The organism is Pandoraea horticolens (genome assembly GCF_902459555.1).
GTDB lineage: Bacteria > Pseudomonadota > Gammaproteobacteria > Burkholderiales > Burkholderiaceae > Pandoraea > Pandoraea horticolens.
Genome location: NZ_CABPSM010000007.1, coordinates 1 through 13,564, shown reverse-complemented (window position 1 = coordinate 13,564; position 13,564 = coordinate 1). Strand labels below are relative to the sequence as shown.

The following is a 13,564-nucleotide window of genomic DNA, read 5'->3' as shown; positions in this document are numbered from 1 at the left end:
TCGATATCATGGCAAAAACATCCAATGTCGCCCGCGCGACTGAGGGCCGACTGCGCATCGCCGTAGACATCGGCGGTACCTTCACCGACATGGCGGCCTTCGACGAGGTGACCGGAAAGTTGCTGTTCGGCAAGGCGCTCTCTACTCATGGCGAACTGGTCAAGGGCATCCAGGCAACGATCGACAGCGCGAACCTCGACTGGCGCGACGGTCATCTGTTTCTTCACGGCTCGACCATTGCGATCAATACGCTTCTGGAGCGAAACGGCGCCAATACCGCGCTTCTGATCACCGAAGGCTTCCGTGATATCTACGAGATCGGCCGGGTTAATCGTCCTGATGCCTACAACTTGTTCTTCAACAAGCATCAACCGCTAGTTCGGCGATCCCTCCGATACGAAGTTGCCGAGCGACTGCGAGCAGACGGCAGCACGCACAAACCGCTGGACGAAGCCGCAGTGCGCGAGTTGGCCCGCGAATTGCGAGGCAATAACGTTGAGGCTGTTGCGGTCCTTCTCCTGCATTCGTATCGCAATCCGGCGCACGAACAGCGAGTCAAGGCGATCCTTCAAGAGGAGATGCCGGGGGCGTTCATCTGTGCATCCCACGAGCTAAGTCAGGAATATCGCGAGTTCGAACGCGTCTCGACGGCCGTGGCTAACGCCTATGTCGGGCCGCGTGTTTCGGCATACCTCGGGGAGCTGGAAGCGCACCTTTCCGGCAAAGGCTTCAATGGCGACTTCTACATCGTGCAGTCGACGGGGGGGCTGTTCCCGGTCGAGCACGCCAAGGTTGGATGCGTCAGGATGCTCGAATCGGGCCCGGCGGCAGGCGTCATTGGCGCGCAGGCGATCTGTGCGCAGCTCGGCATGGGGGACGCTATCGCGTTCGACATGGGAGGCACGACCGCCAAGGCGGGCGTGATTAGCAAAGGTCGACCGTTGACGACGGGTTCGGCACTGATCGGTGGCTACGAACGAGCCTTGCCGATTCAGATACCTATGATGGACATTCACGAGGTCGGTACGGGGGGGGGCTCGATTGCTCGCATGGAAACCGGCAACGCGCTGCGAGTCGGGCCACAAAGCGCGGGGTCGATGCCAGGGCCTGTCGCGTATGGGCGCGGCGGCAAAGAGCCCACCGTGACGGATGCCAACTTGTTGTTGGGGCGGTTGGACAAAGATCATTTCCTGGGGGGCGAGCTTAAGCTCGACCTCGACGCCTGCCAACGTCAGATGGCGGAGCGGATCGCGGGACCGCTGGGACTTGACGCCACGGAGGCGGCAGATGGCATTTTGCGCATTGCGGTGACGCAAATGTCGCACGCGGTAAAGGCTGTGACCACTGAGCGAGGTCTGGACGCGGGCAGTTTCACGATGGTGGTTTATGGCGGCGCAGGTCCGTTGCACGCCTCTGCGATTGCGCGCGAGATTGGTATTCGCCGTGTACTGATTCCGTATGCGCCGGGATATTTCTCCGCGTACGGCATGCTTTTCTCAGACCTCCGGTACGACTACGTGCGTTCTGTGTTCCGCAAGCTCAACGAAGTCTCGTTCGACGAGATCGAGGCGGCGTATCAAAGCATGGAGGATGAGGGGCGAGCCGCACTCGCGCAGTCCGGCGTGAAGGCAGATGGGATCGTCATCGAGCGCGCGGCCGATATGCGCTACGTTGGCCAGGAACATGCGGTCACCGTCGATTTGCCGATGGCGTTCTTCGCCGACAGGGATCGTGCCTCGATCAAGCAACAGTTCGACGAATTGCACAAGGTGCGCTATGGAACATCGGCCCCGAAGGAGCCTGCGGACCTCGTCAGCCTGCGGGTAACGGTGTTGGGCACCATGAAGAAGCCTCCCAAGCACAGTGTGGAGAAAGGCGAAACCACGCCCGATCCGTTGGCAGTTCGTGCCGTCAAGTCCGTGTACTTCCGTGCTACCGGTTGGGCCGAAACGCCCGTTTTCATCCGTGATCGTTTGCTGACGGGTAACGAGATCGTCGGACCGGCGCTGATTGAAGAGCACGCATCTACGACAGTCGTGCAGCCGGGTGACTCGCTGCGCGTAGACGAACTTGGCAACCTTCAAATCGCCATCGGGAGCGACAGAGCATGAGCACGACCTCAACCATCGAACAAAAGACCGTCGATCCGGTCACCGTTGAAATCATCCGCAATGGCCTGTACGCCGTGACGGAGGAAATGAAGAGCAACCTTACGCGCACGGCATACAACCTCATCATTTACGAGGCGCTGGACTTTACGGTCGGCCTGTTCACCAAGGAAGGGGACACCGTTTCCATTGGTCTCGGACTGCCGATGTTCATCCGTGGCATGTCTGAGACAGTGAAGGCGAAGATCAAGCACTTCGGTTACGAGAATATCAAGCCCGGCGATATTCTGGTCACGAACGATGCCTACACGACAGGCAGCCACCTCAACCACTTCACGTTCACGATGCCGGTGTTTCATGACGGCAAGCTTGAGGGTTTCACATGTTGTATGGCCCATTGGCTTGACGTGGGCGGCACCCTCGGTAACGTGACGACCGATATCTTCAGCGAAGGGATCCAGATTCCCATCATGAAGTATCAGCGCGAAGGTGTCGTGAACCAGGATCTGGTGGACATCATTGCGATGAACGTTCGCCTGGCGGAAAGGGCGCTGGGTGATTTGCGTGCGCAAATTACCGCTATTACCACCGGTGAGCGGCGCTACGTCGAGCTTCTGCAGCGCTACGGTGCGCAAGAGGTGAAAGCCGCGATCCGGCAAATCATGGATTCGAGCGAGGCTGTCGCGCGCAAGAACACGTTGTCGATTCCGGATGGTGTCTATGAAGCGGAGTCGTTCATGGACGACGATGGCCTTGAAATCGGCAAGCGCATCCCGATTCGCGTCAAGGTCACGGTTGCGGGGGACGAAATGACCGTCGACCTGTCCGATGTATCGAAACAGGTGCGCGGCTTTTACAATTCCGGCTTCACTACCGGCATTGCGTGCGCGCAGGTGGCTTACAAATGCTTGACGACGCCGACGGATTATCCCGTCAACGACGGAAGTTTCCGCCCGCTCAAGGTCATCATGCCGATGGGGACGGTCATTAGTGCGGAGCGGCCGTACCCGATGCGGGTGTGGATGACGTTTCCGATGACGGTGATCGACACGATCTTCAAGGCGCTGGCCCCCGCGATTCCGGATCGCTCGATCGCCGGTCATCACGCAGACCTGGTGTTCCCGAACATCCACGGCATCTCGCCTGAAGACGGGCGCCTGTTCATCGTCGGCATCGGCCCGCTTGGCGGCGGTTGGGGGGCCAAGAGTTCCGAGGATGGCGTCTCCGTGACGGTGTGTATCAACGACGGCGACACGCACAACAGCCCCACTGAGCAGCTTGAAGCCAAGTACCCCGTTCTGGTTGAAAAGTACGAGATCCGGCAGGACTCCGCTGGGGCCGGCAAGCATCGGGGTGGCCTGGGTGCGGAGATGGTGGTGCAGGCGCTGTCCCCGTTCACCGTAACAACGCGCATCGACCGGGTTCACTGCAAGCCTTGGGGACTCGAGGGCGGCGGTGACGCTATGGGTAACGGCCTTGCGGTGCGACACAAGGGTGTGTGGAAGACCGATCATCCCAATGCCAAGATCTTCAACGTGCGCCTTGAGCGCGGCGACGCCTACAAGATGCTATCCGGCGGTGGTGGCGGCTTTGGCAGCCCATTGGATCGCGATGCAGAGAAAGTTGCCGAGGACGTGCGCGAGGGATACGTAAGCGAGCAAGTCGCGCGGGAAGTCTATAAAGTCGCGCTGGACGCCACGACACATGTGGATCACGACGCGACCCGAGAGTTGCGACGCCGCGCTGACGGGGCCGTGAGTCCGACTTGGGCAATTCAGTGAGCACCGTTGTGGCCGACGACCTGAACGCCCGCGCCAGTGCACTTCTGGATCTCTGGAGTGCACTGGCGCTGAATCACGTCGCGCTGGGGGGCGCATGTGCTTGCGGTGCCGGTGGCGTGAGCCTCAGGTTGGATGACTTCGAGTTGGATATCGTGGACTACCTGCAAGATTGCGGGGAACGCTGCGAGGTCGCTGAAATCGCGGCTTGGTTTCGGAGGCGTCCTGGGGCGGCGGCCTCCGGCCCGCAGCCGCTGCGTCAACTGCTTGAGGACGTGCAGGAGGCGCGAATTCAACAGCCTGTAGCCGACTGGATCGTGTCGCGTCTTGAGCGAACGTTGAATTCGTTCGCGGAGCTTCATGGATCCGGTTTGTCCAACTAACGCACACAAAATATACACATAGGACGTGGGATACGACCCCCGGCCAGGAGACAAATTGATGAAAGCGGATGCCTTTACCGCCGTTACAGACGTTGCCGACGCGCAACGCAACGCCCAACTGCTGTTTCGCATGGAGAACGTGCCATTTTGCCGCTGGCATACGAAAGCGCGGATCGTCATGGGAAGCGCCACGTTCTTTGACGCGTTTGATGCGTTGTCGCTGGCATTCGTGTTGCCGGTGCTCGTCGGCCTCTGGCATTTGACTCAGGCTGAGGTGGGTTTGCTGATCGCTGCGGGTTACGCCGGACAAGTGATTGGTGCTTTGTTTTTCGGTTGGCTGGCCGAGCGCATCGGCCGCGTTCCCAGTATTTCGATGACTGTGGGCCTCATGTCTGTCATGAGCATTGCGTGCGCGTTCGCGGGGAATTTCCACATGCTCTTTGCCCTGCGTTTTCTGCAAGGCATTGGTGTCGGAGGTGAGGTGCCGATCGCGGCGACATATATCAATGAGCTGTCGCAAGCAAAAGGGCGTGGGCGCTTTTTCATTCTTTACGAACTCATTTTTCCCCTGGGGCTTTTGGCGGCTGCGCAAGTGGGTTCTTTCGTGGTTCCCACTTTCGGATGGCACTACATGTTCCTGGTCGGCGGAATCCCAGGGATGGTGATCCTGCTCTTTCTGCTCAAACTGCCGGAGTCGCCGCGTTGGCTGGTTTCCAAGGGGCGTTACGAAAGCGCTGGACGGGTAATTGACGGGTTGGAAGCCAGTACAACGCGTCGGACGTTGGACGTGCAACGAGATCATGTCGAGATCGAAAAGCGGATGAAGGCGCTTGTCGATGTGCAGGCGGCTGGAACGAAACGTAAAGGATCGTGGCGTGAGCTCTTTTCGCCGATATTCCGTAAGCGCACATTTGTGGTTTGGGTGCTGTGGGGGGCATCGTACTTCGTGGCGAACGGCATCAATAACTGGCTGCCCACGCTGTACAAGACCGTCTATCATCTCCCGCTTCAGCAGGCGCTGCGAATGGCGTCAATTACGAATGTGCTGAGCACTTGTGCGGTGCTTGTCTGCGCGCTTCTGGTGGATCGCATTGGCCGGCGCCGCTGGGCCGGGGCCTGCTTTTTCGTCAGTTGCGCTCTGCTGACGTTGCTCACGGTGCTGGGCGCCGACAACGTGTGGACCGTGGCCATCCTGGCATCTTCCGCCTACGCCGTCATGGGTACCACAACCGTTCTGTTGTACTTGTACACCCCCGAAATCTATCCCACACGCATGCGAGCCATCGGTACCGGCCTGGCCACTTCCTGGCTTCGCCTGGCGTCGGCTGCGGCGCCAATCTTGACCGGGATGGTTCTGTCTGCGCACGGCATTGGATGGGTGTTTCTGATGTTCGCCGCTTCCGCCGCGGTTGGACTTATTACATCCAGGTTCATGATAGAGACCAGTAACCGCGCTCTGGAGGAGATTTCGTCATGAGCGCCGGCGCGGGGCATTTTTCGTCGCTGGTGATGGCGCAAAGCCGGGATGATCGCATTCCGGTCACTGTGCTGACAGGCTTTCTGGGTAGCGGGAAAACGACGCTGCTCAATCGCTTGCTCGCACTGCCCGATCTGCACGGCACCGCCGTCATCGTGAATGAGTTCGGTGAGGTGGGCATTGACAACGACCTGATCGCCAATGCGACGGACGGCACGGTCCTTCTCTCGAACGGGTGCATGTGTTGCGCGATGCGTGGCGATCTGGTCGATGCGCTGGCGCGATTGGGCCAGCGCTCGGCACCACCGGTGAGGCAAGTTCTGATTGAAACAAGTGGACTTGCCGATCCGGGCCCAATCTTAAGAACGCTGATGGGGGACGCGTCGGTTCGAGCGGTCTTTTCGCTGACGGGGGTGGCTTGTACCGTTGACGCTGTGCTCGGGCTGGATACGTTGGCGCGAGAGCCGGAAGCCATGCAGCAACTTGCTGTCGCGGATGCGTTGTTTGTGACGAAGACCGACTTACTTGACGGCCCGGCGCCGATCGCGTTGCTCGAGCGTTTGCGCGAGCGCACTTCTCAAGCATCGATACACGGAGATCCCAGCGGGCAACCGGAAGCGCTTCGCGCACTTGTGCGTGCTAGCCAGGGCACTGCGCCCGGCGATTTTTCGCACGTATATCGCTTGGGTACTCGTCATACGCAGGACCCCGCCGAGAGGACGCCTATCCATAGGGATGGGATTACGTCGTTTGTCATTGTGCGCGATGAGCCGCTTCCGGCCGAAGGATTTGCAAATTGGCTTGATACCCTGATCGCAATGCGCGGAAAGGACTTACTCCGCGTAAAAGGTATTGTGAATCTGGTTGAGCATCCGGACCGTCCGATGATCATTCATGGCGTGCAGCACCTCTTTCAACCTCCTGAGTTACTTCCTCAGTGGCCCGGCGCCGATAGGCGCACGCGGATGGTGTTCATCGCACGCGGTGTCGACGCCGAGGCACTTGATGTGTCGCTCAGTGTGCTCGCACGGCGCCGGTCACGTGCCGGGGCACCTTGATATCGGCTTTTTTTCGCGGCTCACCAGTTCGTCTCGCGTTCCGGCGTCGCGGTGATCTTGTGGATCGAGAGGTCGGCGCCGTAGTACTCCTGTTCGTCGTCGAGCCGCAGACCGACGGTGCGCTTGATGACGCCGTACACGACGTAACCGCCGGCGAAGGCAATGGCCACCCCCATCACCGTCCCGGCAACCTGCGCGACGAAACTCACGCCGCCCAGTCCGCCGAGTGCCGTCTGTCCGAAGATGCCTGCCGCCAGTCCTCCCCAGATGCCGCACACGCCATGCAACGGCCAGACGCCGAGCACGTCGTCGATGCGCAACCGATTCTGCGTCACCGTGAAGAGCCACACGAACAGACCGCCCGCGACGGCGCCCACGACGAGTGCGCCGAGCGGATGCATCACATCCGAACCGGCACACACGGCGACTAGCCCCGCGAGCGGGCCGTTGTGAATAAAGCCGGGGTCATCCTTGCCGATCCACATCGCCACGAGAGTGCCGCCGACCATCGCCATGAGCGAGTTGACGGCGACCAGCCCGGAGATGCCCCCCACACGCTGCGCGCTCATCACGTTGAAACCGAACCAGCCGACGATCAGAATCCACGCGCCGAGGGCAAGGAATGGGATCGACGACGGCGGATGCGCGGCCACTTGCCCCTGCCCGTTGTAGCGTCCCCGGCGTGCGCCGAGATGCAGCACTGCCGCCAGCCCGATCCAGCCGCCGACCGCGTGCACGACCACCGAGCCTGCGAAATCGTGGAAGGGCGCGCCCAAGACGCGCGTGAGCCAGTCCTGAATGCCGAGATGTCCATTCCACGCAATGCCCTCGAAGAACGGATAGATCACGCCGACAAGAAAGAAGGTTGCCACCGACTGGGGGTGAAACTTCGCACGTTCGGCAATGCCGCCCGAGACGATGGCGGGAATCGCGGCCGCAAACGTCAACAGGAAGAAGAAGCGAATCAGCGCGTAGCCGTTGTGTTCGGACAGCACCGTGGCGCTCGACCAGAAGTCGATACCGTACGCCAGCGGATAGCCGATAAAGAAGTACGCGAGTCCGGAGACGGCAAAGTCGGTCAGGATCTTGACGAGGGCGTTGACCTGATTCTTCTTGCGAACGGTGCCGAGTTCGAGAAACGCAAAGCCGGCGTGCATGGCAAGCACCAGGATCGCGCCGAGCAGAAGGAACAGCACGTCGCCGGGTGTATTGGAATTGGGCATGAATGTGCTCTTTTGGTGCAAACATAAAGAAGAAAGAAGATATGCAAGAGCAATGCCAGCATTTTTCAGATGATTGATTTTTATCGATGTTTTGTCTGGTGAAGTCAAAATTTGGCGGCGGGCTGCACGCTCATGGTGCCGTGCGGCCGGTGGATGACCGAAGTCCGTGCGCAGATGCGAGGTACGTAAGCGGAAAAACGCCGAAAGGTGAGGGCGCGTCGCATGCGGTGCATCACACGAACGTGCGGTATAGAATCGAGCGTTCTTGCGGCGCCATCGCACGACGACAACAAGATCGACACCCGCACCACTACACCCAAACCCTCTAGGAAATCCGATGATCTTTGAAATTGCCCAGATCGAAGTGAAGCCCGGCAGCGAAGCCGCGTTCGAGCAAGGTGTGGCGAAAGCCGCACCGCTGTTCAAGGGCTCGAAAGGCTGCCACGGCATGCGTCTGCTCAAGTCCATCGAACAGCCGACCCACTACAGCCTGGTGGTGACGTGGGAAACGCTCGAAGACCACACTGTCCACTTCCGCAACTCCGATGCCTTCCAGCAATGGCGCGCACTCGTGAGCGATTGCTTCGCCGCACCGCCGAACGTGAGCCACGTCACGGAAGCGCTGATCGGTTTCTAAGCGTCGTAACGCAGTAAAAAAGGCGGCGGTGGAGCAAGATTCCCCGCCGCCTTTGTCATTCATGGTGTGGCAGTCTAAGGGTTAACTCGGAAGTGAATGTTCAGAGTTTTCATATAACATGCAAACCAGAAAAATATGAGATGACGCGAGAGGATGACGACCAAGCCCAAGACCCTGACCGAGCAGGTTGCGCAGCAGTTGCAGGACGCTATCCGGCAGGGCACCTATCCCGTCGGCACCAAGTTGCCGACCGGCAAGCAACTCTCCGAAACGTACGGTGTGAGTCAGGCGGTGATCCGCGAGGTGACGGAGCGTTTGCGCTCGCAGGGCCTGATCGATAGCCGGCAGGGGGCGGGGGTGACCGTAAAGGCGCGCACGCCGTCCAGCGGTTTTCAGGTTCCCGTTGGGCAGGACGCGGCGGACCTCGCCAGCGTCTACGAATTGCGGCTCGATCTGGAGAGCACCGCCGCGGCGCTCGCTGCGGTTCGTCACACCGACGAAGACATTCGCCGGCTCGCCGGCATTCTGGAAAAGCTGGAAACGAATCTGTACCACGCGGACAACGGTGTGGAGTACGACACCGCGTTCCATGCCGCCATTGCGCGCGCCACGCATAACCGTTACTACGCCGATCTCTTGCAGTATCTGAACCTGCAAATCCGGCAGGTCGTGCAGGCGGCGCGCACGAACACTCTGCGTCACGAGGGGCTCGCCGCGCAGGTGCATCAGGAGCATGTGGCCGTGTTCAACGCCATCAAGGCGCGCGACCCGTTGCTGGCGCGCGCGGCGTCGCTCTCGCATCTGCTGCGTGCCTCGGCGCGTTTGGGGCTGACGCTGCCTGGGCGCGACGTCATCACTGGCGCCATTGCGCCGACTCGGGCCTGACCCTCGTCAGATGCCATCTTCCGCACCGTAACCCCCGACGCGTGACCCTATGACTATCTCCGCTTTTGCTCAACGTCTTATCGACGCTGTCGGTGCCGACAGCGTGTTCACCTCGTCCGACGACGTGGCCCCGTGGCTGGCCGACTGGCGCGGCATGTATCGCGGCAACGCTCAGGCCGTCGTGCGTCCGCGAACGACGGAGGACGTGGCAAAAGTTCTCGCGCTTTGTCAGAGTACGGCGACGCCGGTCGTGCCGCGCGGCGGCAATACGGGCCTGTGCGGCGGCGCGACGCCTGACAGTTTTACCCAGAACGTGGTGCTCAGCCTGGATCGCATGAATACCGTGCGCAGTCTGGACACCATCGCCAACACGCTGGTCGCTGAAGCCGGCTGCATTCTCGAAGACCTTCAACGCGCGGCACGCGACGCGAATCGTCTGTTGCCGCTCAGTCTCGCGGCCGAAGGCTCATGTCAGCTTGGCGGCAATCTGGCGACGAACGCCGGCGGGGTGAACGTCGTTCGCTACGGCATGACGCGCGAACTCGTACTCGGCGTGGAGGCCGTGCTGCCGAACGGTGAAATCCTGCATGGCCTGCGCACGCTACGCAAGGACAATACCGGCTACGACCTCAAGCAGTTGCTGATCGGCTCGGAAGGCACGCTGGGGGTGATAACGGCGGCGGCGCTTCGTCTCTATGCGCCGACACCCGTTCGTCAGGTCGTGATCGCGGCGGTGACGTCGCCGCGTCAGGCGCTGGAACTGTATGAGTTGCTGTTCGCGGAGTGTGGCCCACGTATGCAAGCGTTCGAGTTCTTCACGGGTGAATGTGTCGATCTGGTGATGGCCCATGTGCCCGGCGTGCGTGCGCCGTTCGCCGAGCGTCATGCCGGTTATGTGCTGGTCGAACTGGCTGATACGACCGACGAACAAGCGCTGGCTGCCTTGCTCGAGCGTGTGATCGAGACGGCCATCGAGCGCGATCTGTGTGCGGATGCCGTGGTGTCGTCCACGTTGGGGCAGGTCGAGGAAATGTGGAAGTTGCGCGAGGAAATCTCCGAGGCGCAACGTGCAGACGGCCAGCATCTCAAGCACGATATCTCGCTGCCGATCGAAGCCATTCCGGAATTCATGACGAGCGCCGAGGTGCGCGTGCGACGTGTTTGTCCGCAAGTGCGGCCGTTCATCTTCGGTCACTTTGGCGACGGCAATCTGCATTACAACCTGTCGCGCCCGGCGGGCGAAGTGGCGGACTTCATGGCCAGACATGGCGAAGCGATCACTGCCGAAGTGCTCGACGAAGTGGCGCGCTTCGGTGGCAGCATCAGCGCCGAGCATGGCATCGGGCAACTCAAACGCGAGTACTTTGCGAAGTACAAGTCGCCGCTGGAGCTGCGGCTGATGCGTGAGATCAAGGCCGTATTCGATCCGGCCGGCATCATGAATCCCGGCAAGCTGCTGTAAGCGGTTGCCTTCTGACGGGCGCTGGCAGTAGCGGTGCCCGATCTGTTTTACCCCCCCCGGCGTGAGCCCGACGTTGCGACTGTCGCCCTCGCGCCTCCTGAGGAGTCGACATGACCGTAACGCCCGCCGCCGGAGCGCCGCTGTGCCTTGGCCCGCTGCCGGAGATTGATCCACCCACCTTCGACGTGCCGTTCGGTGCCGTTGACACACATGCGCACGTGGTTGCCGCAAGCGACGCGTATCCCATGGTGCCCGAGCGTAGCTACACGCCGCCGCCCGCGCCCGAAGACAAGTACCTTGCGATGCTCGACGCCACGGGCATGACTTACGGCGTGCTCGTGCAGATCAGTGTCTACGGCACGGACAACCGCTACATGCTCGAGACGCTGCGCCGTCACAACGATCGCCTGCGTGGCATCGCCGTGGTCTCGCCGGACGTGACCGATGCCGAACTCGAAGCGATGCACACGGCGGGTGTTCGCGGTTTGCGCATCAACGTGCTGTTCGGCGGCGGTATCGGCTTCACGGCGATGGAAGCGCTGGCGCACCGTATCAAGGATCTCGGCTGGCATATGCAGTTCTTGATGGATGTGAACGCGTTGCCCGAACTCATGCCGCGCATGACGAAGCTGCCGGTGCCGGGCATTGTCGATCACATGGGGCACACGCCGGTTGCGCAAGGGCTCGAAGCGCCTGGCTTCTCCGCGCTGCGCTCGCTCGTTCGCGACCATGGATATTGGGTCAAGCTCTCGGGGGCCTATCGCATCAGCGAGCGTTTCCCGACGTTCGATGACGTGACCCCCTTCGCGCAAGCCCTGATCGAAGACGCCCCTGACCGTATGGTCTGGGGAAGCGACTGGCCGCACGTGTCGCTCACGCGCATGCCGAACACGGGCGCGTTGCGCAATCTGTTGCCGCAATGGGCGCCTGATGCCGATACGCGGCGTCGCATTCTGGTGGACAACCCGGCACGTCTGTACGGGTTCCCGGTAACGGTTTGACGATGCACCGGCGTATGCGGCGTCGCGGGCGGCGGTATTGCCGCCTGATGTACTGACGTTTTTCGCCACTGATTTTTATCCTATCCGGGCGCACGTCGCGCCCTCGCAATTGAGCAGGGACAAGAGGAGGAGACAAGATGGATTGGTATCGCCAGATGAACAAGACCGAGCGGCGCACATTTGTTGCGGCGTTTGGCGGCTGGGCGCTCGACGCGCTCGACTTCATGGTATTCACCTTCGTGATCACAACGCTGATCACCGTGTTCAGTATCGACAAGGCGCAGGCCGGCATGCTGGCCACCATTACGCTATTGTTCTCGGCCATCGGCGGCTGGGTGGCGGGCGTGCTTGCCGACCGCTTCGGCCGTGTGCGCATTCTGCAAGCGACGATTCTGTGGTTCTCCGTCTGCACGGTCCTGATCGGCTTTGCGCAGAACTTCGAACAGATTTTCGTGCTGCGTGCATTGCAGGGGCTGGGCTTCGGCGGCGAATGGGCAGTCGGCTCGGTGCTCATGGGCGAAATCGTGCGCACCGAGTATCGCGGACGTGCCGTCGGTACCGTGCAAAGCGGCTGGGCTATCGGCTGGGCGGTGGCTGCGCTGTGTTACACGGCGTCGTTCTCGTTGTTGCCAGAGGAGTACGCTTGGCGCGCGTTGTTCTGGATTGGTGTGATTCCGGCGCTGTTCGTGCTCTTCATTCGTAAGAATGTGCCGGAGCCGGAACTGTTCGAGCGCACGCGCAAGCAGGAGGAGCGCGCGACCAAGCGCACGTCGGCCTGGGCGATCTTCTCGCCGTCGCTCATCAAGACTACGGCGCTCTCGGCGTTGCTGTGTACTGGTGTGCAGGGCGGGTACTACGCCGTGACGACGTGGCTGCCGACGTTCCTGAAGACCGAGCGTCATCTCTCGGTCATCGGCACTGGCGGCTATTTGCTCGTGATTATTCTGGGGTCGTTTATCGGCTATCTGACGGGCGCGTATCTGACCGATCGTCTGGGACGACGCGCGAACCTGCTGATCTTCGCCGTGCTGTCGGGGGTGAGTATCTATGCATACACGCAGTTCCAACTGAGCAACGACCAGATGCTGATTCTCGGTTTCCCGCTGGGTTTCGCGGCATCGGGCATCTTTAGTGGCATGGGCGCTTATCTGACCGAGCTGTTTCCGTCGGCGGTGCGTGCCAACGGGCAGGGCTTCGCGTATAACTTCGGGCGCGGCATCGGCGCGCTGTTTCCGAGTCTGGTCGGCTATCTGGCCAAGACCAGCGGCCTGGGAACCGCCATCGGCATGTTCGCCGGCGGTGCCTATCTTGTCGTGCTGGTCACCGCATTCTTGCTGCCCGAGACGAAAGGGCGCGAGATCGAGTAAGTTCGTATCTTCTCAGGGGGGGGCGAGCGCCGTCGAGTCGGCCTGCCTCCCGGTTTTTCTGATTCAAGGGAGTTGCGCATGAAGGTCCTGGTGCCGGTCAAACGGGTGGTGGATTACAACGTAAAGGTTCGCGTGAAGAGCGACGGCAGTGGCGTCGACATCGCGAACGTGAAGATGTCGATGAA

The 13,564-nt window shown here is 60.9% G+C and carries 11 protein-coding genes and 1 pseudogene; 11 read left to right on the top strand and 1 reads right to left on the bottom strand.

Translation table 11 applies throughout. The features are described 5' to 3' along the window. Positions 1–8 precede the first annotated feature (8 nt). The 5 genes from PHO31112_RS13075 to PHO31112_RS13055 are packed head-to-tail and all read left to right on the top strand — an operon-like array spanning position 9 to position 6,804. Positions 9–2,111, top strand: a complete 2,103-nt coding sequence (locus PHO31112_RS13075) for a hydantoinase/oxoprolinase family protein (protein ID WP_150620902.1) — start codon at positions 9–11, stop codon at positions 2,109–2,111. Continuing rightward, positions 2,108–3,889 (top strand): hydantoinase B/oxoprolinase family protein, encoded by a 1,782-nt coding sequence (locus tag PHO31112_RS13070; protein ID WP_150620901.1) that lies wholly within the window; start codon positions 2,108–2,110, stop codon positions 3,887–3,889. Before PHO31112_RS13075 ends, PHO31112_RS13070 begins: the two co-directional genes overlap by 4 nt. An 8-nt stretch (positions 3,890–3,897) precedes the next feature. Next, positions 3,898–4,269, top strand: coding sequence for a hypothetical protein (locus PHO31112_RS13065; RefSeq protein WP_150621080.1), 372 nt, complete (start codon positions 3,898–3,900; stop codon positions 4,267–4,269). Between the two features lie 58 nt (positions 4,270–4,327). Continuing rightward, positions 4,328–5,746, top strand: coding sequence for an MFS transporter (locus PHO31112_RS13060; protein ID WP_150620900.1), 1,419 nt, complete (start codon positions 4,328–4,330; stop codon positions 5,744–5,746). Further along, the gene (locus tag PHO31112_RS13055; RefSeq protein ID WP_150620899.1) at positions 5,743–6,804 is read left to right on the top strand and encodes a CobW family GTP-binding protein; all 1,062 of its coding nucleotides are present in this window, start codon (positions 5,743–5,745) and stop codon (positions 6,802–6,804) included. The genes PHO31112_RS13060 and PHO31112_RS13055 overlap by 4 nt, the downstream gene beginning before the upstream one ends. A 20-nt stretch (positions 6,805–6,824) precedes the next feature. Here PHO31112_RS13055 and PHO31112_RS13050 read toward each other — a convergent pair whose 3' ends face one another. Then, positions 6,825–8,027: an ammonium transporter gene (locus PHO31112_RS13050; protein WP_150620898.1), complete on the bottom strand. Its 1,203-nt coding sequence runs from the start codon at positions 8,025–8,027 to the stop codon at positions 6,825–6,827. Between the two features lie 337 nt (positions 8,028–8,364). Here PHO31112_RS13050 and PHO31112_RS13045 point away from each other — a divergent pair, with 337 nt between their 5' ends. The 6 genes and pseudogenes from PHO31112_RS13045 to PHO31112_RS13020 all read left to right on the top strand — a co-directional run. Continuing rightward, positions 8,365–8,664: an antibiotic biosynthesis monooxygenase family protein gene (locus PHO31112_RS13045; protein WP_150620897.1), complete on the top strand. Its 300-nt coding sequence runs from the start codon at positions 8,365–8,367 to the stop codon at positions 8,662–8,664. A 153-nt stretch (positions 8,665–8,817) separates the two neighbouring features. Continuing rightward, on the top strand, positions 8,818–9,549 hold the full coding sequence (locus PHO31112_RS13040) for a FadR/GntR family transcriptional regulator (RefSeq protein ID WP_150620896.1): 732 nt from the start codon (positions 8,818–8,820) through the stop codon (positions 9,547–9,549). Positions 9,550–9,598: 49 nt separating this feature from the next. Beyond that, complete coding sequence (locus PHO31112_RS13035) at positions 9,599–11,011, top strand: FAD-binding oxidoreductase (RefSeq protein ID WP_150620895.1); 1,413 nt, start codon at positions 9,599–9,601, stop codon at positions 11,009–11,011. 110 nt (positions 11,012–11,121) lie between these two features. Continuing rightward, positions 11,122–12,012, top strand: a complete 891-nt coding sequence (locus PHO31112_RS13030) for an amidohydrolase family protein (protein ID WP_150620894.1) — start codon at positions 11,122–11,124, stop codon at positions 12,010–12,012. A 137-nt stretch (positions 12,013–12,149) separates the two neighbouring features. After that, on the top strand, positions 12,150–13,379 hold the full coding sequence (locus PHO31112_RS13025; RefSeq protein ID WP_150620893.1) for an MFS transporter: 1,230 nt from the start codon (positions 12,150–12,152) through the stop codon (positions 13,377–13,379). Positions 13,380–13,457: 78 nt separating this feature from the next. Next, positions 13,458–13,564 (top strand): annotated as a pseudogene (locus tag PHO31112_RS13020) (electron transfer flavoprotein subunit beta/FixA family protein); the annotation flags it as partial.